The 22560-nt window shown below is 55.2% G+C and carries 19 protein-coding genes and 1 tRNA gene; 10 read left to right on the forward strand and 10 right to left on the reverse strand.

From position 1 onward, the window contains the following. Window positions 1-4: 4 nt before the first annotated feature. Entirely contained in the window at window positions 5-2074 is a 2070-nt protein-coding gene (glyS, locus tag E3U32_RS08395; protein WP_134348405.1) for a glycine--tRNA ligase subunit beta, read from the forward strand. Between the two features lie 93 nt (window positions 2075-2167). Here glyS and E3U32_RS23635 read toward each other — a convergent pair whose 3' ends face one another. Next, complete coding sequence (locus tag E3U32_RS23635; RefSeq protein WP_166790918.1) at window positions 2168-2308, reverse strand: hypothetical protein; 141 nt, start codon at window positions 2306-2308, stop codon at window positions 2168-2170. 449 nt (window positions 2309-2757) lie between these two features. Between E3U32_RS23635 and E3U32_RS08400 the strand changes: the two genes are divergently transcribed. Next, on the forward strand, window positions 2758-4377 hold the full coding sequence (locus E3U32_RS08400; RefSeq protein WP_134348406.1) for an ABC-F family ATP-binding cassette domain-containing protein: 1620 nt from the start codon (window positions 2758-2760) through the stop codon (window positions 4375-4377). Between the two features lie 39 nt (window positions 4378-4416). Here E3U32_RS08400 and E3U32_RS08405 read toward each other — a convergent pair whose 3' ends face one another. Next, window positions 4417-4704, reverse strand: a complete 288-nt coding sequence (locus E3U32_RS08405) for an HTH-type transcriptional regulator (RefSeq protein WP_008502755.1) — start codon at window positions 4702-4704, stop codon at window positions 4417-4419. A 331-nt stretch (window positions 4705-5035) separates the two neighbouring features. Between E3U32_RS08405 and E3U32_RS08410 the strand changes: the two genes are divergently transcribed. Both E3U32_RS08410 and cspE read left to right on the forward strand, forming a co-directional pair. Beyond that, window positions 5036-5746 carry a DUF3053 domain-containing protein gene (locus E3U32_RS08410; RefSeq protein ID WP_134348407.1) on the forward strand — a complete coding sequence of 237 codons (711 nt, stop codon included), beginning with the start codon at window positions 5036-5038 and terminating at the stop codon, window positions 5744-5746. Between the two features lie 246 nt (window positions 5747-5992). After that, window positions 5993-6205 (forward strand): transcription antiterminator/RNA stability regulator CspE, encoded by a 213-nt coding sequence (cspE, locus tag E3U32_RS08415; RefSeq protein WP_006177792.1) that lies wholly within the window; start codon window positions 5993-5995, stop codon window positions 6203-6205. Window positions 6206-6263: 58 nt separating this feature from the next. Here cspE and ghrB read toward each other — a convergent pair whose 3' ends face one another. From ghrB to E3U32_RS08445, 6 genes are all read right to left on the reverse strand, one after another. Then, on the reverse strand, window positions 6264-7238 hold the full coding sequence (ghrB, locus tag E3U32_RS08420) for a glyoxylate/hydroxypyruvate reductase GhrB (protein WP_134348408.1): 975 nt from the start codon (window positions 7236-7238) through the stop codon (window positions 6264-6266). A gap of 26 nt (window positions 7239-7264) precedes the next feature. Continuing rightward, window positions 7265-8545, reverse strand: a complete 1281-nt coding sequence (locus E3U32_RS08425; RefSeq protein WP_134348409.1) for an MFS transporter — start codon at window positions 8543-8545, stop codon at window positions 7265-7267. Between the two features lie 117 nt (window positions 8546-8662). Next, window positions 8663-9601, reverse strand: coding sequence for a sugar kinase (locus E3U32_RS08430; RefSeq protein WP_134348410.1), 939 nt, complete (start codon window positions 9599-9601; stop codon window positions 8663-8665). A 3-nt stretch (window positions 9602-9604) separates the two neighbouring features. Continuing rightward, window positions 9605-10354 carry a sugar phosphate isomerase/epimerase family protein gene (locus E3U32_RS08435; protein WP_134348411.1) on the reverse strand — a complete coding sequence of 250 codons (750 nt, stop codon included), beginning with the start codon at window positions 10352-10354 and terminating at the stop codon, window positions 9605-9607. 103 nt (window positions 10355-10457) lie between these two features. Continuing rightward, entirely contained in the window at window positions 10458-11474 is a 1017-nt protein-coding gene (locus E3U32_RS08440; protein ID WP_134348412.1) for a LacI family DNA-binding transcriptional regulator, read from the reverse strand. Window positions 11475-11653: 179 nt separating this feature from the next. Beyond that, window positions 11654-12316 (reverse strand): OmpA family lipoprotein, encoded by a 663-nt coding sequence (locus E3U32_RS08445; protein WP_134348413.1) that lies wholly within the window; start codon window positions 12314-12316, stop codon window positions 11654-11656. Between the two features lie 212 nt (window positions 12317-12528). Here E3U32_RS08445 and E3U32_RS08450 point away from each other — a divergent pair, with 212 nt between their 5' ends. Next, window positions 12529-14808, forward strand: a complete 2280-nt coding sequence (locus tag E3U32_RS08450; RefSeq protein ID WP_286164256.1) for a molybdopterin guanine dinucleotide-containing S/N-oxide reductase — start codon at window positions 12529-12531, stop codon at window positions 14806-14808. On the opposite strand, the gene E3U32_RS08455 is transcribed toward E3U32_RS08450, so the two are convergent. After that, window positions 14771-15217, reverse strand: coding sequence for an N-acetyltransferase (locus tag E3U32_RS08455; protein WP_134348415.1), 447 nt, complete (start codon window positions 15215-15217; stop codon window positions 14771-14773). The two genes, E3U32_RS08450 and E3U32_RS08455, sit on opposite strands and share 38 nt — an antisense overlap. Then, on the reverse strand, window positions 15195-15776 hold the full coding sequence (gene tag, locus E3U32_RS08460) for a DNA-3-methyladenine glycosylase I (protein ID WP_134348416.1): 582 nt from the start codon (window positions 15774-15776) through the stop codon (window positions 15195-15197). Before tag ends, E3U32_RS08455 begins: the two co-directional genes overlap by 23 nt. A 154-nt stretch (window positions 15777-15930) precedes the next feature. On the opposite strand from tag, the gene E3U32_RS08465 reads away from it, so the two are divergent. From E3U32_RS08465 to dppA, 5 genes are all read left to right on the forward strand, one after another. Continuing rightward, window positions 15931-16629 carry an autotransporter domain-containing protein gene (locus E3U32_RS08465; RefSeq protein ID WP_134348417.1) on the forward strand — a complete coding sequence of 233 codons (699 nt, stop codon included), beginning with the start codon at window positions 15931-15933 and terminating at the stop codon, window positions 16627-16629. Window positions 16630-16867: 238 nt separating this feature from the next. Continuing rightward, window positions 16868-18070, forward strand: a complete 1203-nt coding sequence (locus E3U32_RS08470; RefSeq protein ID WP_134348418.1) for an L-lactate MFS transporter — start codon at window positions 16868-16870, stop codon at window positions 18068-18070. A 258-nt stretch (window positions 18071-18328) separates the two neighbouring features. After that, window positions 18329-20020: a kdo(2)-lipid A phosphoethanolamine 7''-transferase gene (gene eptB / locus E3U32_RS08475; protein WP_134348419.1), complete on the forward strand. Its 1692-nt coding sequence runs from the start codon at window positions 18329-18331 to the stop codon at window positions 20018-20020. A gap of 91 nt (window positions 20021-20111) precedes the next feature. Beyond that, window positions 20112-20188, forward strand: a tRNA-Pro gene (locus E3U32_RS08480). Window positions 20189-20808: 620 nt separating this feature from the next. Next, window positions 20809-22416, forward strand: coding sequence for a dipeptide ABC transporter periplasmic-binding protein DppA (gene dppA, locus E3U32_RS08485; protein WP_134348420.1), 1608 nt, complete (start codon window positions 20809-20811; stop codon window positions 22414-22416). The last annotated feature ends 144 nt before the right edge of the window (window positions 22417-22560 follow it).

A 22560-nucleotide genomic window follows, 5' to 3' on the forward strand; every position in this document is an offset into this window, starting at 1 on the left:
GGCCATGTCTGAGAAAACTTTCCTGGTGGAAATCGGCACCGAAGAGCTGCCACCAAAAGCCCTGCGCAGCCTGGCTGAATCTTTCGCTGCGAACGTGACTGCTGAGCTGGATAACGCTGGCCTGGCACACGGTAAAATTGAGTGGTTTGCTGCCCCGCGTCGTCTGGCGCTGAAAGTGGCAAATCTGGCGGCGTCTCAGCCGGATCGTGAAGTGGAAAAACGTGGCCCGGCAATTGCCCAGGCGTTCGACGCGGAAGGCAAGCCGAGCAAAGCGGCTGAAGGCTGGGCGCGCGGTTGCGGCATCACCGTTGACCAGGCTGAGCGTCTGACCACCGACAAAGGCGAGTGGCTGCTGTATCGCGCCCATGTGAAAGGTGAGAGTGCAGAAGCGTTGCTGCCTGACATGATCGCCACCTCGCTGGCGAAGCTGCCAATTCCTAAGCTGATGCGCTGGGGCGCGTCCGACGTGCACTTCGTGCGTCCGGTTCATACCGTGACCCTGCTGCTGGGCGATACCGTCATCCCAGCCACCATCCTGGGTGTGGCGTCCGATCGTGTGATCCGCGGCCACCGCTTTATGGGTGAACCGGAATTCACCATCGACAATGCCGACCAGTACCCGCAGATCCTGCTGGAGCGCGGTAAAGTTATTGCCGACTACGAACAGCGTAAAGCCAAAATCAAAGCGGACGCAGAAGAAGCGGCGCGTCAGATTGGTGGTAACGCTGATTTGAGCGAAAGCCTGCTGGAAGAAGTGACCTCTCTGGTGGAATGGCCGGTCGTGCTGACCGCGAAGTTTGAAGAGAAATTCCTGGCCGTTCCGGCTGAAGCGCTGGTGTACACCATGAAGGGTGACCAGAAGTACTTCCCGGTCTATGCCAACGACGGCAAGCTGCTGCCAAACTTCATCTTCGTGGCGAACATCGAATCGAAAGATCCGATCCAGATTATCTCCGGTAACGAAAAAGTGGTGCGCCCACGTCTGGCTGACGCCGAGTTCTTCTTCAACACCGACCGTAAAAAACGTCTGGAAGATCATCTCCCGCGCCTGCAAACCGTGCTGTTCCAACAGCAGCTGGGAACGCTGCGCGACAAGACCGACCGCATCGCGGAGCTGTCCGGCTGGATCGCCCGTGAAATCGGCGCAGACGTCAACCACGCGACGCGTGCGGGCCTGCTGTCCAAGTGCGACCTGATGACCAACATGGTGTTCGAATTTACCGACACCCAGGGCGTGATGGGCATGCACTACGCGCGTCACGATGGCGAAGCGGAAGATGTGGCTGTTGCTCTGAACGAGCAGTATCAGCCGCGCTTTGCGGGTGACGAACTGCCGTCCAACCCGGTTGCCTGTGCGGTGGCGATTGCCGATAAGATGGACACCCTGGCGGGTATCTTCGGTATCGGTCAGCATCCGAAAGGCGACAAAGACCCGTTTGCGCTGCGTCGTGCTGCGTTGGGCGTGCTGCGTATCATCGTTGAGAAGAACCTGAACCTCGATCTGCAAACGCTGACCGAAGAAGCGGTGCGTCTGTACGGTGATAAACTGACCAACGCGAACGTGGTGGATGATGTGATCGACTTTATGCTCGGTCGTTTCCGCGCGTGGTATCAGGACGAAGGTTACACCGTTGACACCATTCAGGCGGTGCTGGCGCGTCGTCCGACTCGTCCGGCAGATTTCGATGCACGCATGAAGGCGGTTTCCCACTTCCGTACGCTGGAAGCGGCATCTGCCCTGGCCGCAGCCAACAAGCGTGTATCCAACATCCTGGCGAAATCCGACGAGACGCTGAACGAGCGCGTGAACGCCGCGACGCTGAAAGAGCCGGAAGAGATTGCTCTGGCGATGCAGGTTGTAGTGCTGCGCGACAAGCTCGAGCCGTTCTTCGCGGAAGGTCGCTACCAGGAAGCGCTGGTGGAGCTGGCTGAACTGCGTGAAGTCATCGACGCCTTCTTCGAGAAAGTGATGGTGAACGTAGAAGATAAAGAGCTGCGTATTAACCGTCTCTCCATGCTCGAGAAACTGCGCGAGCTGTTCCTGCGCGTAGCGGATATTTCGCTGCTGCAGTAATGTGCCCGTTGTTACAAATGCTAAAAACCCGCTTCGGCGGGTTTTTTTATGGGGCTTTTGTAGGCCGGATAAGCGCAGCGTCATCCGGCAGGTTTAGCCGATCGCGATTGTGCCTTTATCCGTCTTCAGCCAGCGCGGTGCCCTTAGCGTATCGGCAAAGTAGCTGACCAGTTCGCACAGCAAATCTTCCATCACGATTTCAGATTGTCGCGGCAGTGAGCCGTTCATCAGCATCTGCGTAATCTCCTGACAGTAGCGCTCCAGTTCGGCCCGCCATTGAGATGCAACAGGCCGTACGACACAGAGCCTGTGTCGCCAGTGAAGTGATTCAGGGTTCCAATCCCGGCACCTGATTTTGCAGGTGCGAAGAGAACTTACTGCTCATCAAAACAGGCGGCAACAGATTTGAGCTATGCCACTGAGGATATTACCATTTCTGGAAAGAGGCTCGCAAAATTACCGTCTGTTCCCCCTCACCCCAGCCTCTCCCAAAGGGAGAGGGAGTATAAGTCGTCCAAAATTTAACCTTGAAACGTTCAACACATTACCGCTATCCTTATCCGCGTTAACTTTCTCGCGCTGGAGCGCCCCCCAAAAATGAACAAACACGACTGATGAATTTCGATCCTTGCTAAACGCCACCGCGTCGGCAGGGGATGTTTTGATTTCATTCAGGAGTGCTTATGGCTCATTTTGCGCAGTCCCCTTCTTTTATTTTGCATCAGGTCACCTGTCAGTTTCCGACGGGCGATACTCTTTTTGGTCCGCTGAATCTAACGCTTGAACCCGCCCTGTGCGCGCTGGTTGGCCGCAACGGCAGCGGAAAAACGCGTCTGTTGCGCATGCTGGCGGGGCTGGATGAACCGGCTACCGGTCATATTGAACGCTTTGGCTCACATGTCTATGTGGCGCAGCAGCACGCTATTTCTCCGCAGACGACGGTTGCGGAACTGCTCGGGTACGACGCGATTTTTGCGGCGCGTAAGCGCATTGATAGCGGCGATTACCAGCCTGACGATCTGGACACGCTCGACGGCCACTGGGATGTCGCCGAGCGTCTGAGCGAGGCGTTTATCAATGCGAAGCTCCCACCGTTTGACCCGGATAAACCTGCCGGTGAACTCAGCGGCGGCGAGCGTATTCGTGCCCTGCTGTGCGGGGCGTTTACGGCGGACGCGGACTTCCTGCTGCTGGACGAACCCACTAACCATCTGGACCGGCAAGGCCGGGCGTGGTTCTACGACCAGCTCAGTCGTTTTCAGGGCGGCGTGCTGGTGGCCTCCCATGACCGCGAACTTCTTGAGCTGGTGCCGCGTATTCTTGAACTGAGCCCTTCGGGCCTGCGCAGCTACGGCGGGAATTATGCGGATTATCAAACCCAGCGCGATGCCGAACAGCAGGCGGCCCGCGCGGCGCTGGAACATGCTGCAACCGAGCGCAAACGTACCCGGGCACGTATGCAAAAAGAGCATGCTGACAGCCAGCGGCGTTCGGCAAAGACATTACGCACCGTCGATACCCTGAATATCGCCTCGTTTGAGCGGGTCAAATATAAAGGTGCGGCAAAGGAACGGATCGGCGCCTGGAAAAAACAGCATAGCGATCAAAATGCGGTGCTGAACGCCGCGGTCAACAAGGCTCGCGAAAGGGTTGAAGAGGATAACCCGGTGATGTTTACCCTACCGGGAAGTCAGATCCCGGAGGGCAAACAGGTGCTGGTGCTGGAGGAGCTGGTGTTGCCGCATGTGCCTGTTCCACCCATCACCTGGCGCATGGACGGACCGATGCGCGTGGCGTTAAAGGGACCCAACGGATGCGGAAAATCGACGCTGTTAAAAACGATCCTCGGCGAGATCGCCCCACGTTCAGGTATCTGTAAAGTTTCCGTCAGCTGTGCTTATCTCGACCAGCATCTGTCGCAGCTCGATCTTTCGCAGTCGGTCATGACGCATCTCAACTTGAGTCATACGCCTCTGGAAGAGGGGGTATTGCGCACCCGTTTAGCGCAGCTTCAGCTGGGGGCCGATAAAGTCACGCTCCCGCTGGCGGCGCTCAGCGGCGGGGAGCGTCTTAAGGCCGCCCTGGCCTGCGTGCTGTGGCGTGTGGAGGCCACGCAGCTTCTGCTCCTGGATGAACCGACCAACCATCTGGATCTGGCTTCGGTGCAGGCGATTGAAGCGGCGCTGGCCGGTTTCCCCGGGGCCCTGCTGGTGGTATCACACGATGAGGCTTTTTTAAGAGGATTAACATTAACGCATGAATGGGTCTGGGAAGAGGCGGGCTGGCGTTGTGATAGCCTTTAAAACACAAGCCCCCGCAAAGGCGGGGGCATTCAAACTTCACTATGCTATCTGTTTGCTGAGTGCAGGGTTGGCCTGAATCAGGCGCATCAGCCTTAACTCGGTTGGGGTGGGTTTCTCACGTTTTGACTCCCACTCCTGCACCATAGCCACGCTGACACCCATCGCTCTGGCGAATTCTTCCGTTTTCAGTCCTGTCCCTTTGCGCAATTGCTCATATTCTGTAAAGGGATTGGATTTTTGTTGCAGGGTAATCGTCTGCGGTACATCTTTAAAAATGATCTGTTCCAGACTGCTCAGCAGTTCAAACTCAGGATCTTTATATTCCATTGAGGACTCCTCTTAAATCTCACATCGTGATCAAGAACATCAGAGAGCCAATTAAGAATAGTCCCTAATACAAACCCAGGATCCTCGCGGTTGTGATTAATCGTGCGGTAACGATCGCTTTACCCGATTCAGCGATATGGATAGTTATGCTAATTCCCTGATTAGTCATATGTCGGCTTCGCCAGGTATTTTTTTGTAAATGGTAAGAAATAAATCGGCAATAGCCGTTTTGCATGAAAAGAGTATCTTGCAAGGCTGACCTGGACTATCCTTGTCAGCGTCGGGCACGCGTGTGCCGGTGTGCGCTTTTTTGGGTGAAAGGAGTAATAAAATGGCGACAGGAAAGTCCTGCTCTCGCTGGTTTGCGCCTATTGCGGCGTTGTTGATGGTTGTTAGCCTGAGTGGGTGTTTTGATAAAGAAGGCGATCAGCGCAAAGCGTTTATCGATTTTCTGCAGAATACAGTGATGCGCAGCGGCGAGCGGTTGCCAACGCTGACTGCGGATCAGAAAAAACAGTTTGGCCCCTTCGTGTCCGATTACGCCATTCTTTATGGTTATTCACAGCAGGTGAGCCAGGCGATGGATTCCGGTATCCGTCCAGTGGTGGATAGCGTGAACGCCATCCGCGTTCCACAGGATTATATGACGCAGCGTGAACCGCTACGCCAGTCCAACGGTGCGCTTGGCGTGCTGAGCCAGCAGTTGCAGAATGCGAAAATGCAGGCTGATGCGTCACGTTCTGCGCTGAAGCAGGGCGACGATCTCAAACCGGTCTTCGATAAAGTGTATGAGAAAGTGGTGACCAAACCTTCTGAAGCACTGCAACCGTTGATTCCAGCCGCGCAAATTTTCACGCAGCAGCTGGTTCAGGTGGGAGACTTTATCGCCCAGCAGGAGGCTCAGGTGAGCTTTGTTGCCAATGGCATTCAGTTCCCAACCTCACAGCAGGCTAGTCAGTACAATACGCTGATTGGGCCGCTGGCCTCCCAGCATCAGGCTTTTAGTCAGGCCTGGAGTATAGCCGTTACGGCCACAGAATAAACCGAAAAAACCCCGCCTCAGGCGGGGTTTTTTTATACATACAGAAAATAACGCTTGTCATTCCTCTACCATATCGGTATAACTATTCCTGTCGGTTTGTTACACAGACCTAAAGCAGTTTAGTAAAGCAGTCCAGATTGTTATCCATAGATACCCTTCGTAGTGACCCTTCCTTCATCGCTTAAAAATCTGTAACGCAACCCATCAAGCCGGAAGGCACAATATATTTTTAATAAGGTAATTTCTATGTCTGGTAAAATGACTGGTCTGGTAAAATGGTTCAACGCTGATAAAGGTTTCGGCTTCATCACTCCTGACGATGGTTCAAAAGACGTGTTCGTACACTTCTCTGCTATCCAGAATGAAGGCTACAAATCTCTGGACGAAGGTCAGAAAGTTTCCTTCACCATCGAAAGCGGCGCTAAAGGCCCAGCAGCTGGTAACGTTGTAAGCCTGTAAGCTTCCAACCCAGTAGCAAAAAATTCTAAAACCCGCCTTCTGGCGGGTTTTTTCGTTTCTACCGTTGTACCTGCGGATTCACGCAGTTTATCTCCACCTTACCGCTCAGGGCGGCGATAAGGTTATCTACCGCTGTGGCCGCCATGTTGTAGCGTGTTTCATGTGTTGCCGAGCCGATATGGGGCAGAGCGACCACGTTAGGCAGCGAAAGCAGTGGAGAATCCACCGGCAGCGGCTCCTGCTCGAATACGTCCAGACCTGCGGCGTGGATCTCACCGTTTTGCAGGGCTTCAATCAGCGCCTTCTCATCCACCACCGGGCCACGACCCGCGTTGATGAAAATGGCTGACTTCTTCATTTTCTCAAATGCCTCTTTGCCAATCAGATGACGTGTCTCGTCCGTCAGCGGCAGGACCAGGCACACAAAATCGGCTTCCTGTAGCAGGGTATCCAGTTCACAGTAACGGGCGTTGAAACGTTCTTCGGCTTCACTGTGATGTCGACGCGCGTTATACAGAATCGGCATGTTAAAACCAAAATGCGCGCGCTGCGCCAGCGCCAGCCCGATACGCCCCATGCCAACAATACCGAGCGTTTTGCCGTGAACATCCACGCCGAACCAGTCCGGACCAATGCTTTTTGTCCATTCGCCCGATTTGACGCGCTCAGCCACTTCCACCACGCGACGGGCCGTGGTGAGTACCAGCGCCATCAGCGTGTCGGCCACGGTTTCCGTCAGGGCATGTGGCGTATGCATCAGCAGGATCTTGCGGGCGTTAAGGGCATCTACGTCGAAGTTGTCGTAACCCACGGAAACGGTAGAGGTAGCACGTAGCTTCGGCATTTTCTCCAGCAGGGCGACATCCACTTTCTCGCTTGAACCCAGCAGGCCTTCGGCGCTGGCGAACGTATCGGCGTGCTGTGCCACGGTCTCCGGGCTCAGATTCTTCACCTGCGTGACGGTGAAGTGTTCTTCAAGGCGTTTCTGCAGATCTTCCGGCAGTGCTTTATACAAAATGACGGACGGCTTCATGCTAATCTCCGTTGATTTTTAAGGATTCAGGCGTGGCGAGCGCCGACAGGGTGCTGTTGATTATTAGCAGGCTTAACAATCAGAGTAAGCCACACGGAAGCGAAAAGTGCCACCCCCATAAAGATGTACGAGGCTGACGGACTGCCGGTGGCACCGTTCAGGTAACCGACGAACCAGGAGCCGCAGAACGAACCCAGCGCACCCATACTGTTAATCAGCGCCATCGCGCCACCTGCCACGTTACGCGGCAGCATTTCCGGGATGATGGCAAAGAACGGACCGTACGGGGCGTACATGGCTGCACCGGCAATGACCAGCAGAGCGTAAGAGGCCCAGAAGTGATTCGCACCCACGGCCCAGGAGCCAATGAAAGCAAAGGCAGCGATCAGCAGCAGCGGCCAGACAAACAGCTTACGGTTCTGCAGCTTATCCGATGCCCACGATGCGACGATCATGGCGATGGTTGCTGCCAGATACGGTACGGAAGAGAGCCAGCCAACTTCTACCATGCCGAGGTTTTCGCCGCCGCTGCGGATAATGGACGGCAGCCACAACACAAAGCCGTACACGCCAATGCTCCAGGTAAAGTATTGCGCGCACAGCAGGATCACGTTGCGGGAGCGGAAGGCTTCACCATAGTTACGTACTGCCTTCAGCCCCTGCTGTTCTTTATCCAGCTGCGCCTGCAGTGCCGCTTTTTCATCTTCGGAAAGCCATTTCGCCTGTGCAGGTTTATCTTTCACCAGCACCCACCAGCAGAATGCCCAGATCACAGCCGGAACCCCTTCGATGATAAACATCTCGCGCCAGCCGAAAGACTGGATCAGGTAGCCAGACACCACCGACATCCACAGTACCGTGACCGGGTTACCGAGGATCAGGAAGGTATTTGCGCGTGAGCGTTCAGATTTGGTAAACCAGTTGCTGATGTAGATCAGCATCGCGGGCATGACCGCCGCCTCAACGACGCCGAGGATAAAGCGAATGGCAGCCAGGGCTGGAATATTGTTCACCATGCCGGTCAGGGACGCGCAGGCGCCCCACAGAATCAGACAGATGAAGATCAGCTTACGCACGCTGCGGCGTTCCGCATAGATAGCGCCGGGGATCTGGAAGAAGAAGTAGCCCAGGAAGAAAAGGGCACCCAGCAGGGAGGAGACACCTTTGGTGATCCCAAGGTCTTCGGTGATCCCCGCCGCGGACGCGAAACTGAAGTTGGCACGGTCAAGGTACGCCAGGCTGTACGTGATAAACACGATTGGCATGATGTACCACCAGCGTTTTACTGCATTGGTCGAACTGTTCATAGGCTTGCCTCGGTTGTTGAGGTTGTTACCGCCGTTGTCTGTAGGGTACACGGTGGCTTAATTATGTGGTGTGGCTTGCTGCCCTCACCCTGGCCCTCTCCCACAGGGAGAGGGAATTTAAACGCCGAGCTCTGCTCGCGTTGGTAATCCTTCGCTGTCGCCCTGTACCTGAATGGCCAGCGAGCCAATCTTGTTACCCCGCGCGACGGCCTGCTGCAGCGTTTTGCCTTCCAGCAGGGCGCTAATAACGCCCACGGCAAAACCATCGCCCGCGCCGACGGTGTCGACAACGTTCTCAACCTTCACCGCAGCGACCGCGCCCTGTTCGCCGTCGGCCGTTTTAAACCATGCGCCATCGGCACCGGTTTTCAGCACCACCGCTTTTACGCCTTTATTCAGGTAGAAGTCGGCAATGCCTTCCGGCGTGCTTTCTCCGGTCAGGATCATCCCTTCTTTCAGGCCTGGCAGAACCCAGTCCGCCCTGAACGCCAGATGGTTCAGCTTCTCGACCATTTCCGCTTCGCTTTTCCACAGCACCGGGCGCAGGTTAGGATCGAAAGAGATCGTTTTTCCCTGGGCTTTCAGCGTGGCTGCCGCATGATCCAGCAGTTCATACGAGCTGGCAGAGAGCGCTGCCGCCACGCCGCTCAGGTGCAGATGGCGCGCACAAGCAAAATAGTCGGCGTGGTAATCCGCCACGGAAAGATGGCTTGCGGCCGATCCTTTACGGAAATACTCCACGATGGGATCGGTTCCATTTTCGACTTTCGATTTAAGCTGAAAGCCGGTAGGGAAGCGTCCGTCGAGGGTGACGCCTGAGGCATCAATACCCTCTTTTTTCAGCGAGTTGAGAACGAAATGGCCAAAGCTGTCGTCCCCCACGCGGCTGACCCAACCGACGTTCAGGCCGAGACGCGCAAGTCCCGTCGCGACGTTCAGCTCTGCGCCCGCCACGCGTTTGATAAAGTGCTCCACCGCGCTCAGCTCGCCCGTTTCGGTGGCGACGAACATCGCCATGGCCTCGCCGATCGTTATGACATCCAGCGTCTTGTGCATGATTTACTCCTCGCGTAGCAGGTTGACGTAATGGCGGGTAACGGCGGTTAAATCCGCCCCTTCCAGCGGGAATTCGATACCGCGCGGGGCATCGGCTGGCAGCTGGCTGAGCAGATCCAGCCAGCGCGCATCGGCGCGGTCCGGTGCGACGGCGCGGAAGTTATCTTTATGCGGCACGGCGGCTTTCACGTGGATATAGCTCACGGCAGAGGCCAGATGGCGGGCCGCTTCTTCGGGAGAGTCACCGACCCACAGCCAGTTACCCATATCGAAGGTCAGCGTGACGGGGAGCGCCATTTCCCGGCAGGCGGCCTGGAAGCGCTGCATAGGCGCAAGCTGACCGCAGTCGGTCTGATCGTTCTCCACGACCAGCGCCATGCCGCTGGCGTTCAGCAGGGTACGCAGGGCTTCGAGAGGCTGTGCGTCGCTAAAATGGCCCAGGGAAACCTTGAGCCACAGCGCGTTCAGGGTGTTGGCCTCAGAGAGATAGCGGGGTAGCTCCGGGTTGAGGGTGCCGTCCGGCATAAACAGGGCGGCAGGAGCGGAGTAGCACGCCAGCAGGCCCAGCAGCTCAATAGATTCACCCAGCGCAGGCAGCGCCAGCAGCTCTTCGCTGTTGAACAGCTCGCGGCGGATCTCCACGCCGTCTGCCCCTGCGCCTGCAATAACGGGAAGCATTGCCCGCTGACCGCCTGCCTGTCGCACCTGTTCCGCGCCATACGCGGCGGTGACCACCATAATTTTCCTGTCCATCTTCGGACTCCATCGCAACATATCAATACTATTACGCTAGATGGAACCGGTTCCAAAGAAAAGGTCAGGATGTCGAATTTATGATCGGTATCACAAGGGAAAATTAACGCGCGGTGGAGCCGCGAACGATCAGCTCGCCGGAGAAGACCTGCTCGCGAACGGCATCGCTGGTGCCTTCAATACGACGAACTACTTGTTCTACAGCAGCATAGCCAATCTGCCAGGTGGGTTGTTTGAGGGTAGTAATGCCGACGCCAGCCAGCTCCGCCCACTCCAGTTCATCAAACCCCAGTAGACCGATGTCGCTGCCCCAGTGCAGGCCAATGCGCTTGAGTGAACGGGCGACCTGCAGGGTCAGCGCCCCGTTGGCAGAGATAACGGCTTTGCGCATTCCGCGATGGCGAGTGTGGAACTGACGAAGGGTGTTGTCGAGCTGCCCGGCTTCGTGAAGCGGGGTTTCGGCATTTTCGGCGATCACACCGGGATAGCGTTCCAGCGTGGTGCGAAACGCGCTCAGACGTTCGCGACGGGTGTTAACCATGCCCAACGGTTCGCTCAGAAACAGAATCGCTTCGAAGCCTTGTTCGATGAGATGTTCGGTGGCGGTCGTGGCTGCCTGGGTGTTATCCAGCCCAACTACATCACAGGCAAATTCGGGAATTTTACGGTCGATGAGGACCATGGGCAGGGAGGACTGCTGCAGGCGGTTTAGCCCCTCTTCACGCATGCCCACCGCGTTAACCACAATCCCTTCCACCTGGTAGCTGCGTAGCAGATCGAGGTAATGCAGCTCCTGATCGACTTCGTTGTTGGTATTACAGACCAGCGGCGTGAAACCCTTCTCGCGACAGGCAGCTTCGATACCGCTGAGCACGTTAACGGAATAGGGGTTGGTGATATCGGCGATGATAAGCCCAATAAGGCGGGTGCGGCCACGTTTGAGTCCGCGCGCCATGAGGCTGGGACGGTAGTCGAGATCGGCAATGGCCTGTTCAATTCGAGCCAGCAATGCATCGGACAGCAGGTGTTTCTCGCCGTTAAGGTAGCGCGAAATACTGGTTTTACCGGTTTTGGCGGCTTTCGCCACGTCGCTGATGGTGGCCCGGGTTGGTTTGCTCATCGCTGATTTCCCTGAATTTAGTGAGAATACCTTAGCGGGAAAATCTGACGAAGCAAGTAATTTGCCCGGTGGCGCTACGCTTACCGGAGGTTGCGGTCTGTTGCCCTCACCCCAACCCTCTCCCACGGGAGAGGGCGCAAACACTAAAAACGGCAACGGGGTTGCCGTTTTGCTTTTACCTACTGCACAGGACTCAACGTAATTTCAACGCGGCGGTTCTGCGCTTTGCCTTCCGCCGTGCTGTTGCTGGCGATAGGGTTAGCAGGACCCATTCCGTTGGTGCGGATGCGGTTCGCTTCAACGCCCTGGGTAATCAGCGAGCTGGCTACGGAATCGGCGCGCTGCTGAGACAGACGCATGTTCAGATCCTGGCTGCCGGTGCTGTCGGTGTAGCCCGTCACGTTCACGGCGGTCTTATTGTACTCTTTCAGCACCATCGCCACGCCGGTCAGGGTATTCGCACCGGCCGGTTTCAGCGTCGCGCTGCTGCTGTCAAAGGTCACGTTGTTCGGCATGTTCAGGATGATGTTATCGCCGCTGCGGGTGACGCTCACGCCGGTGCCTTTCATTTTGTCGCGCAGTTTCGCTTCCTGCACGTCCATGTAATAACCAACGCCGCCGCCCAGTGCTGCCCCCGCGGCTGCGCCAATCAGTGCGCCTTTGCCGCGATCTTTCTTGGAGGAGGAGAGCGCCCCAACGCCTGCGCCGACCAGCGAGCCGATACCTGCGCCGATACCGGATTTACCCGCTTCGCGTTCGCCGGTGTAAGGGTTGGTTGTGCAGCCAGAAACAGCCAGTGCACCGCTCACCAGAGCGGCAATAACGAGTACGCGTTTTTTCATCTTCTTTCCTTAATCCTTTTTATTCTTTGCCACGACGAGCGTGGCAGTTGATTATGACGTCCGGATACGGAGAAAATTCCGGGTATAACTCTGAAATTTGTGACAAACCATAAACTGCCTCAATAAGAAGGCCGTAAAACCTGCACGCAACCAGGAGCGCACGCTTGAGCACCTCAACAAAAACCATTCTGACCGCCGCCCACTGGGGGCCGATGCTGGTCGAAACCGACGGTGAAAATGTCCTGTCGTCTCGCGGGGCATTGCCAACCCAACATTCCAACTCTTTGCAGACCGTCGTTCGCGATCAGGTGCATAGCAAAACGCGCGTGCGCTGGCCGATGGTGCGTAAAGGTTTTCTGGCTTCGCCGGACAAGCCGCAGGGTATTCGCGGTCAGGATGAGTTTGTTCGCGTGAGCTGGGATGACGCGCTGGCGCTGATCCATACCCAGCACAAGCGCATCCGCGATACCTGGGGGCCATCCTCCATTTTTGCCGGATCCTACGGCTGGCGTTCTAACGGTGTGCTGCACAAGGCCTCGACGCTCCTGCAGCGCTATATGAGCCTGGCGGGAGGCTATACCGGTCATCTGGGGGATTACTCCACCGGTGCGGCGCAGGCAATCATGCCGTACGTCGTGGGGGGGAACGAAGTGTACCAGCAGCAGACCAGCTGGCCGCTGGTGCTGGAGCATACCGACGTAGTGGTGCTGTGGAGCGCCAATCCTCTTAACACATTGAAAATTGCCTGGAACGCCAGCGATGAGCAGGGCATTGGGTATTTCGACGCGCTGCGCAAAAGCGGTAAGCGCATCATCTGCATTGACCCGATGCGTTCTGAAACCATGGACTTCTTTGGCGACAGCGCCGAGTGGATTGCCCCGCATATGGGCACCGACGTGGCGATGATGCTGGGTATCGCCCATACGCTGGTAGAAAACGGCTGGCACGATGTCGAATTCCTGACGCGCTGCACCACCGGCTTCGATAAATTTGCTGAATATCTAATGGGTCAATCCGATGGGGTGGTAAAAACCGCAGAATGGGCGGCCGGGATTTGCGGCGTTCCTGCGGATAAACTCCGAGAACTGGCAGCGTTGTTCCATAAAAATACCACGATGTTAATGTCCGGATGGGGGATGCAGCGCCAGCAGTTTGGCGAGCAAAAACACTGGATGCTGGTGACGCTCGCCGCGATGCTCGGTCAGATCGGGACGCCGGGCGGGGGTTTTGGTCTCTCCTATCACTTCGCGAACGGCGGTAACCCCACTCGTAAAGCCGCCGTGCTGGCCTCTCTGCAGGGCTCGGTGCAGGGAGGCGTGGATGCCGTGGATAAAATTCCGGTGGCGCGTATTGTCGAAGCCCTGGAAAACCCGGGCGGTTTTTATCAGCACAACGGTCTGGACCGCCACTTCCCGGATATTAAATTTGTCTGGTGGGCGGGCGGGTCGAACTTCACGCACCATCAGGATACCAACCGCCTGATCCGCGCCTGGCAGAAGCCGGAGCTGGTGGTGATTTCAGAGTGCTTCTGGACCGCCTCGGCCAAACACGCCGATATCGTTCTCCCGGCGACCACCTCGTTCGAGCGTAACGATCTCACCATGACCGGCGACTACAGCAACCAGCATATGGTCCCGATGAAGCGCGTCGTGGCCCCGCGTGATGAAGCGCGTGATGATTTCGACGTGTTTGCTGAACTGAGCGAGCGGTGGGAGGCGGGCGGCCGCGAGCGTTTCACCGAGGGGAAAACTGACCTCGAATGGCTGGAAACCTTCTATCAGATTGCCGGGCAGCGCGGCGCGGCGCAGGGCGTGACGCTTCCGCCATTCGCTGAGTTCTGGGAGGCGAACCAGATCGTCGAGATGCCGGAGAGCGAACAGAACGCGCAGTTTGTCCGTTTCGCTGATTTCCGCCGTGACCCGGAAAATCACCCGCTGAAAACCGAGAGCGGAAAGATGGTGATCTACAGCGAGCGCATCGCCAGCTTTGGGTATGCCGACTGCCCGCCACACCCTATGTGGCTCGAGCCGGACGAGTGGCACGGCAACGCCCGACCGGAGCAGCTGCAGGTGTTGTCAGCCCATCCCGCACATCGTCTGCACAGCCAGCTTAACTACACGTCTCTGCGTGAGCAGTATGCGGTTGCAGGGCGAGAGCCGATTACGCTGAATACTCTCGATGCAAAAGCCCGCGGGATTGCCGACGGTGACGTGGTGCGCGTCTGGAACCATCGTGGACAGGTGCTGGCAGGGGCGGTGGTTAGCGATGGGATTAAACCGGGCGTGATTTGCATTCACCAGGGCGCATGGCCTGACCTTGAGCCAACCGAAGGCGGTATCTGTAAAAACGGGGCGGTTAACGTGCTGACCAAAGATCTCCCCAGCTCGAAGCTGGGGAATGGTTGTGCGGGGAACACGGCGCTGGCCTGGGTTGAGAAATATCAGGGGCCCGAGCTTACCTTAACGGCGTTTGATCCGCCTGCCAGCTCATGATCCAGGTCGGGTGCTGAGTATCATCCTGCCAGGCGCTGTCTTCGATACGAAAGCCCTGCGCGTGGTAGAAATTCACCGCCCGGATATTTTTCTGGTACACCTCAAGGCTTAAGTGTGGGAAGCGCTGTTGAACGTGGTTCAGCAGCGCGCGCCCGATGCCTTTCCCGATGCACGTCGGTGCGACAAACAGTGCGCCAACAAACTGAGACTGCATCACGCTGATAAAACCGCATGGTTCGCCATCCTGTTCCCAGACCCAGGTTTCAGCTGACGGCAAGTAAACGTCCCGCACCATGGCCTCGTTCTCTTTCCAGTAGCTCGCCTCGATAAACGGATGCGCTTCTGCGGTGCTTTCAAGCCATAAGCTCAGAAGCGGCGCGGTATTCTCACTTTGCCATTTGCGGATCATGGTGGCCTCCCGGATGACAGAAGCAGCCGGTAACATGGTCGTTGACCAGGCCACAGGCCTGCATAAAGGCGTAGCAGATGGTGGAGCCGACAAACTTAAAGCCGCGTTTTTTCAGAGCCTTCGAGAGCGCATCCGAGGCCGGGGTGGAAGTGGGGATTTCCGCGAGCGTGGTGGCCTGCGTGACTTGCGGATCGTTATTCACAAACGTCCAGACAAAGTCTGAAAACGATTCGCCGTTTTGTTCCATTGCCAGGTAAGCGCGTGCGTTACCGATGATGGCCTGGATCTTACCCCGATGGCGGATGATGCCGGCATCCTGCACCAGGCGTTCCACGTCCTCATCAGTCATGGCGGCGACGGCGACAGGATCGAACTGGTGGAAGGCGTTACGATAGTTTTCGCGTTTCTTCAGTACCGTAATCCATGACAAACCCGCCTGCTGGCCCTCCAGGCAGATCATCTCAAAGAGTTTTTTGCCATCGGTTTCCGGCACGCCCCATTCCCGATCGTGATAGTCGATATAAAGCTGATCCTGGCTTACCCAACCGCAACGTTCCATCCGTAATCTCCCTTATTGATACTGATTTCGCAAAATTTTCATCCAGACTGGCTTGACGTGTTTACTATAAAGACAATAGTTAATACAAGGGCTATAAGCTCTTCCTGAATAACGACAAATATCGCCGAATTCGGCTCTCTCTGGGGTCGCGTTGATGATGATAAAAAAAATCAGTGGTCGCCATGCTGTTTCTGGCCTGGTGGGAATTTCAGCCTGCCTGTTTTTTTGTAATACAGCGTCTGCCTGGCAACAGGAATATATCGTTTCAGATGCACAAAATAATACGGCGGAACGCTATACATGGGACGCGGATCACCAACCGCGTTATGAGGATATTCTTGCGGAGCGTATTCAGTCTTCACAAAATGCGCCAGGCCTTGCCCTGAATGTACCGTCTGGCACCACGATGGAAGCGGCGATGAGTGTGGGCTGGAATTTTCCGGTTTCAGCGCGTATCACCACCGGTCCGGTGGTGGCGTGGCGTTATGACGGCACGACTCCCATGATGATCAACGAGTTCGGTGATAGCGCGACGACGCAAGCACTCACCGACCCGCTCTGGCATGCCAGCGTCAGCACGCTGGGGTGGCGTGTGAATACCCAGTATGGCGATCTTCGTCCCTGGGCGCAGATTAGTTACAACCAGCAGTTTGGTGAAAACCAGTGGAAATCGCAGTTTGGCATGCCGCAAACGCCAGCCCCCGCGCAAAACGGTAGCTGGATGGATGTAACCGTTGGAACGGATATTCCATTTAACACGCATGTTGCGGCCTATGCGTCGCTCGCCCAGGGGGAACATACCACCACCGGTGAAGAGTTTTTGTACACCCTGGGTGTCAGCGCGAATTTCTAGAGTTGTTACTTTTTTAAACGTTACGATAACATCCTGAATACAACAACCGCAGGGGTTACAGCGATAGCAGACACTAACACACTATCGCTTTATTCCCGGCGCAGGTCATTCATTCCCGATTCCAGGCATTTCATTCCGTTCCGCCTGCATTTCATGCCGTTTTACCCCAGGCGTATTAAGGTTTTGTTTATTGTTGTCCTCAGCGAACTTCCTTAATTTCTCTTGCAGGACAACTGCCATGAACACATCAACTTATAACCGCACGCGCTGGCTCACGCTCTTTGGCACCATTGTCACCCAGTTTGCACTGGGCTCGGTTTATACCTGGAGTCTGTTTAACAGTGCGCTTTCCGACAAACTCGGTGCACCGGTCAGCCAGGTCGCGTTCTCCTTTGGCCTGCTGAGCCTGGGACTGGCGATTTCGTCTTCCGTTGCGGGCAAGCTGCAGGAGCGTTTCGGTGTGAAGCGTGTGACCATGGCGTCCGGCATTCTGTTAGGCGTAGGCTTTTTCCTGACGGCGCACTCCAGCAACCTGATGATGCTGTGGCTGAGCGCCGGCGTGCTGGTGGGGCTGGCCGATGGCGCAGGCTACCTGCTGACCCTGTCGAACTGCGTGAAGTGGTTCCCGGAGCGTAAGGGCTTGATCTCCGCATTTGCCATCGGCTCTTATGGTCTCGGCAGCCTTGGCTTCAAATTTATCGACTCCCATCTGCTGGCGTCCGTTGGCCTCGAAAAAACCTTCATGATCTGGGGCGTAATCGTGCTGGTGATGATTCTGTTCGGCGCCACGCTGATGACCGATGCGCCGCAGCAGGCGGTCAAAACCGTTAACGGCGTGGTGGAGAACGACTTCACCCTCGCGCAGTCCATGCGTAAACCGCAGTACTGGATGCTGGCGGTGATGTTCCTGACGGCCTGCATGAGCGGTCTGTATGTCATCGGTGTGGCGAAGGATATTGCCCAGGGGATGGTGAAACTGGATGCGGCCACGGCAGCCAATGCGGTGACTGTGATTTCCATTGCCAACCTCTCCGGTCGTCTGGTGCTCGGTATTCTGTCTGACAAAATCGCCCGTATCCGTGTGATTACGATTGGGCAGGTGGTTTCGCTGGTCGGTATGGCGGCTCTCCTGTTTGCCCCGCTGAACGAAGCGACCTTCTTTGCGGCGATTGCCTGCGTGGCCTTTAACTTTGGCGGCACTATTACCGTCTTCCCGTCACTGGTGAGCGAGTTCTTTGGCCTGAACAATCTGGCGAAAAACTACGGCGTTATCTATCTGGGCTTCGGGATTGGCAGTATCTGCGGTTCGCTGATTGCTTCCCTGTTCGGTGGGTTCTATGTGACTTTCTGTGTGATATTTGCCTTGTTGATTATTTCTCTGGCGCTCTCTACCACAATTCGCCAACCGCAACGCGAAGTTTTCAAAGAAGTTCATGCATAATGACGACGAGAAAGGCCGGTAATCCGGCCTTTTCCTTATGTAAAAAATGCAGCGTTGACTCAATCGTTAAATTCCAGATTCGTTTTTTTGTAAATAACTGTACCGATCACACACTCTGCTGCCACTTTTTCCCATCCCTGTGGTCTACTTACCACGCCTGTAGACGTTTCATTGAACGATCCCCTGAGCGTATGTTTAATCTGCCCACTTTTTAATCGAGGTGGGCGGCGGTACTGTCCCTTTTTCCGGGTAGCTTGCATGAAATACATTAAATCGATGGCGCAACAAAAGCTCTGCTTTTTGCTGGCGTTGTACATCGGCCTGTTTATGAATGGCGCAGTTTTTTTCCGTCGGTTTGACGGTTATGCGCAAGATTTTACCGTCTGGAAAGGAATTGCAGCGGTTGTCGAATTGGTCGCCGCGGTACTGGTCACCTTCTTTTTATTCCGTATTCTTACTCTGTTTGGTCGTCGCGTATGGCGAGTGCTGGCAACGTTTATCGTGCTGTGCTCGGCGGGGGCCAGCTATTACATGACCTTTATGAACGTGGTTATCGGCTACGGCATTATTGCCTCGGTGATGACCACGGATATCGATCTCTCTAAAGAGGTCGTGGGGTTGCACTTTATTCTCTGGGTGGTGGCGGTCAGTGCCTTACCGCTGCTACTCATCTGGAGTAACCGCTGCCGGTACACGCTGGTTCACCAGATCCGCACGCCAGGAAAACGTTTCAGAAGCGTCGCGATAGTCCTGCTGGCCGGTCTGATGGTCTGGGGGCCAATTCGTCTGCTGGAGGTGAAGCAGAAGTATGATGAGCGTACCTCCGGCGTGGATATGCCAAGCTACGGCGGCGTGGTTGCCAACTCGTATTTACCGTCTAACTGGATCTCCGCGCTGGGGCTGTATGCATGGGCGCAGGTGGATGAGTCTTCTGATAATAAATCGTTGATGAACCCAGCGAAGAAGTTTACCTATGTCCCGCCAAAAGATATCGATGATACCTATATCGTCTTTATCATCGGGGAAACCACGCGCTGGGATCATATGGGTATTCTTGGCTATAACCGCGATACAACCCCAAAACTGGCGCAAGAGAAAAACCTGATTGCCTATCGCGGCTACTCCTGTGATACCGCCACCAAGCTCTCCTTACGCTGCATGTTTGTACGTGAGGGAGGGGCGAGCGATAACCCACAGCGTACGCTGAAAGAGCAAAACGTCTTCTCGGTGCTTCATCAGCTTGGGTTTACATCTGACCTCTATGCGATGCAGAGCGAGATGTGGTTCTACAGCAACACCATGGCGCAGAATATTTCCTACCGCGAGCAGATTGGCGCGGAGGCGCGTAACCGTGGTAAGCCTGTCGATGACATGCTGCTGATTGATGAGATGAAATTGTCTCTCAACGGTAACCCGGATGGTAAGCACATGATTATCCTGCATACCAAAGGGTCGCACTTTAACTACACGCAACGCTACCCGCGTAGCTTTGCGAAATGGACGCCGGAATGTGTCGGGGTGGACAAAGACTGCACCAAAGAGCAGCTGATTAACTCCTACGACAACTCCGTGACGTATGTGGATCACTTTATTGATACGGTGATTGACCAGGTGCGTGATAAGAAAGCGATTGTGTTCTATGCGGCGGACCACGGTGAATCCATCAATGAATTCGAGCATCTGCACGGTACGCCACGTAAGATGGCGCCGCCGGAGCAGTTCCGTGTACCTATGATGGTGTGGATGTCTGACAAGTATCTGGAAGATCCTGAGAAAGCGAAGATGTTTGCTCACCTGAAGAAAGAGGCGGATATGAAGGTGCCGCGTCGTCACGTTGAGCTGTACGACACCATTTTAGGCTGCCTGGGATACACCTCTCCAGACGGTGGTCTTAACGAAAATAACAACTGGTGCAAACTCCCTGAAAGCAGCAAGAAAGCCGCGCAGTAGCTCGCCTGGCGAGAATATCGCCAGTTGAATGGCTTTTTGAAAATAAGGGATTGACGAGGGCGCACCCCAGCAGTAAGATGCGCTCCGCATTCGGCGAGTAGCGCAGCTTGGTAGCGCAACTGGTTTGGGACCAGTGGGTCGGAGGTTCGAATCCTCTCTCGCCGACCACATTCTGAAAAGGGCTAACCGCAAGGTTAGCCCTTTTTGCATTATGGCCTTAGCCCGCCAGAGTCATCAAAACACCCCTTAGACCTGCTTCTCCCTGCCTGTTAACGATTTTGTGACATAATCCATTGTATTTTTTTATATATAGATTGATCTTTTTTCGCGTTGCTTATGGATAACCTCAGCATTTTTCGCTGTGCGTTTTAACGTTCGCGGTATTTAGTGCTCAGATAATCACCATTCTGCAAGAAAATTTACCCATTCTGAATAAAAGTTAATCACTGACTGTCGCTAAATATGAAGATATTTGTGCTGCAAGATAGCGAGTAGCATAAATTTCCCTGCTGAAAACTGGCATACATGGTTTTTTTAATCTTTGTTTGCGGTTTCTCACACTCAGCGTAAATCCCCGTCACCTGTATTGACGTTTTCACATTCTGTTGACAGATTGTAGGGCATGAGGGGCATTTCAGGGACGATCTGCGCTGCAACTCAAACGCTCTTCTGAAAGGATTCTCCATCCCTTTAAAGCCTTCGGGCATCACCGACCGGACCGGGTAAAAAATAAATAAAGGTCTGGCGGCGTAACACAACAAAGCAAAACATCACATTGGAGCAGAATAATGAGTATTTCCTTGAAGAAGTCAGGGATGCTGAAGCTTGGTCTGAGCCTGGTGGCTATGACCGTGGCAGCAAGCGTACAGGCAAAAACCCTGGTTTACTGTTCTGAAGGCTCGCCGGAAGGCTTTAACCCACAGCTCTTTACCTCTGGTACGACTTACGACGCAAGCTCTGTACCGATCTATAACCGTCTGGTTGAATTCAAAACCGGTACCACGGAAGTGATTCCGGGTCTGGCCGAGAAGTGGGAGGTCAGCGAAGACGGTAAAACCTATACCTTCCACCTGCGCCAGGGCGTGAAGTGGCAGGACAACAAAGATTTCAAACCGACGCGCGATCTTAACGCCGACGACGTTGTGTTCTCCTTCGACCGTCAGAAAAATGCCCAGAACCCGTACCACAAAGTTTCTGGCGGCAGCTATGAATACTTCGAAGGGATGGGTCTGCCAGACCTGATCTCTGAAGTGAAAAAAGTTGACGATAAAACGGTTCAGTTCGTACTGACCCGCCCGGAAGCGCCATTCCTGGCTGACCTGGCCATGGACTTCGCCTCTATTCTGTCCAAAGAATATGCGGACAACATGCTGAAAGCCGGTACGCCGGAGAAAGTCGACCTGAACCCAATCGGTACCGGTCCATTCCAGCTGCTGCAGTATCAGAAAGACTCCCGTATTCTGTACAAAGCGTTTGAAGGCTTCTGGGGCACCAAGCCGAAGATCGACCGTCTGGTCTTCTCCATCACGCCTGATGCGTCAGTGCGTTATGCAAAACTGCAGAAAAACGAATGTCAGGTTATGCCATACCCGAACCCGGCTGACATCGCGCGCATGAAGCAGGATAAAAACATCAACCTGCTGGAACAGGCGGGTCTGAACGTGGGCTACCTCTCCTTCAACACCGAGAAGAAACCGTTTGATGACGTGAAAGTGCGTCAGGCGCTGACCTATGCGGTGAACAAAGAAGCGATCATCAAGGCGGTTTACCAGGGCGCTGGCGTTGCAGCTAAAAACCTGATCCCACCAACCATGTGGGGCTATAACGACGACGTTAAAGACTACAGCTACGATCCTGAGAAAGCGAAAGCGCTGCTGAAAGAAGCGGGACAGGATAAAGGCTTTACCGTTGAGCTGTGGGCGATGCCTGTTCAGCGTCCGTACAACCCGAACGCACGCCGTATGGCTGAAATGGTTCAGGCTGACTGGGCGAAGATTGGCGTTCAGGCCAAGATTGTGACCTACGAGTGGGGCGAGTACCTGAAGCGTGCCAAAGCGGGTGAGCACCAGGCGGTAATGATGGGCTGGACCGGTGATAACGGGGATCCGGACAACTTCTTCGCCACCCTGTTCAGCTGCGCTGCTGCGAAAGACGGCTCTAACTACTCTCGCTGGTGCTACAAGCCGTTTGAAGACCTGATCCAGCCGGCGCGTGCAACCGACGATCACAACAAACGTATTGAACTGTACAAACAGGCTCAGGTTGTTATGCACGATCAGGCTCCGGCGCTGATTGTTGCTCACTCCACCGTGTACGAGCCAGTGCGTAAAGAAGTGAAAGGCTACGTGGTTGATCCACTGGGCAAACACCACTTCGAAAGCGTATCTGTTGAATAATTAAAAGCAACGCCAGGCGGCGCTGCGCTTGCACTGGCCTACGGTATGTAGGCCGGGTAAGCGTAGCGCCACCCGGCAGCAGTGCTTTATTCCCTCTCTAAAAGGGGAGGGAATAAGATTTGTGAGCAATACAGACGCCACGCC

It is taken from the genome of Lelliottia nimipressuralis (assembly GCF_004402045.1).
Taxonomy (GTDB): Bacteria; Pseudomonadota; Gammaproteobacteria; order Enterobacterales; family Enterobacteriaceae; genus Enterobacter; species Enterobacter chinensis.

Bases quoted from the DNA above. Each gene is read 5' to 3' on its own strand.
- E3U32_RS08465 (WP_134348417.1), top strand. From the start codon at position 15,931: ATGATGATAAAAAAAATCAGTGGTCGCCATGCTGTTTCTGGCCTGGTG.
- E3U32_RS08450 (WP_286164256.1), top strand. From the start codon at position 12,529: ATGCTGGTCGAAACCGACGGTGAAAATGTCCTGTCGTCTCGCGGGGCA.
- E3U32_RS08435 (WP_134348411.1), bottom strand. From the start codon at position 10,354: ATGGACAGGAAAATTATGGTGGTCACCGCCGCGTATGGCGCGGAACAG.
- eptB (WP_134348419.1), top strand. From the start codon at position 18,329: ATGAAATACATTAAATCGATGGCGCAACAAAAGCTCTGCTTTTTGCTG.
- E3U32_RS08455 (WP_134348415.1), bottom strand. From the start codon at position 15,217: ATGATCCGCAAATGGCAAAGTGAGAATACCGCGCCGCTTCTGAGCTTA.
- dppA (WP_134348420.1), top strand. From the start codon at position 20,809: ATGAGTATTTCCTTGAAGAAGTCAGGGATGCTGAAGCTTGGTCTGAGC.
- E3U32_RS08400 (WP_134348406.1), top strand. From the start codon at position 2,758: ATGGCTCATTTTGCGCAGTCCCCTTCTTTTATTTTGCATCAGGTCACC.
- E3U32_RS08470 (WP_134348418.1), top strand. From the start codon at position 16,868: ATGAACACATCAACTTATAACCGCACGCGCTGGCTCACGCTCTTTGGC.
- E3U32_RS08440 (WP_134348412.1), bottom strand. From the start codon at position 11,474: ATGAGCAAACCAACCCGGGCCACCATCAGCGACGTGGCGAAAGCCGCC.
- glyS (WP_134348405.1), top strand. From the start codon at position 5: ATGTCTGAGAAAACTTTCCTGGTGGAAATCGGCACCGAAGAGCTGCCA.
- E3U32_RS23635 (WP_166790918.1), bottom strand. From the start codon at position 2,308: ATGCTGATGAACGGCTCACTGCCGCGACAATCTGAAATCGTGATGGAA.
- cspE (WP_006177792.1), top strand. From the start codon at position 5,993: ATGTCTGGTAAAATGACTGGTCTGGTAAAATGGTTCAACGCTGATAAA.
- tag (WP_134348416.1), bottom strand. From the start codon at position 15,776: ATGGAACGTTGCGGTTGGGTAAGCCAGGATCAGCTTTATATCGACTAT.
- E3U32_RS08445 (WP_134348413.1), bottom strand. From the start codon at position 12,316: ATGAAAAAACGCGTACTCGTTATTGCCGCTCTGGTGAGCGGTGCACTG.
- E3U32_RS08430 (WP_134348410.1), bottom strand. From the start codon at position 9,601: ATGCACAAGACGCTGGATGTCATAACGATCGGCGAGGCCATGGCGATG.
- E3U32_RS08405 (WP_008502755.1), bottom strand. From the start codon at position 4,704: ATGGAATATAAAGATCCTGAGTTTGAACTGCTGAGCAGTCTGGAACAG.
- ghrB (WP_134348408.1), bottom strand. From the start codon at position 7,238: ATGAAGCCGTCCGTCATTTTGTATAAAGCACTGCCGGAAGATCTGCAG.
- E3U32_RS08425 (WP_134348409.1), bottom strand. From the start codon at position 8,545: ATGAACAGTTCGACCAATGCAGTAAAACGCTGGTGGTACATCATGCCA.
- E3U32_RS08410 (WP_134348407.1), top strand. From the start codon at position 5,036: ATGGCGACAGGAAAGTCCTGCTCTCGCTGGTTTGCGCCTATTGCGGCG.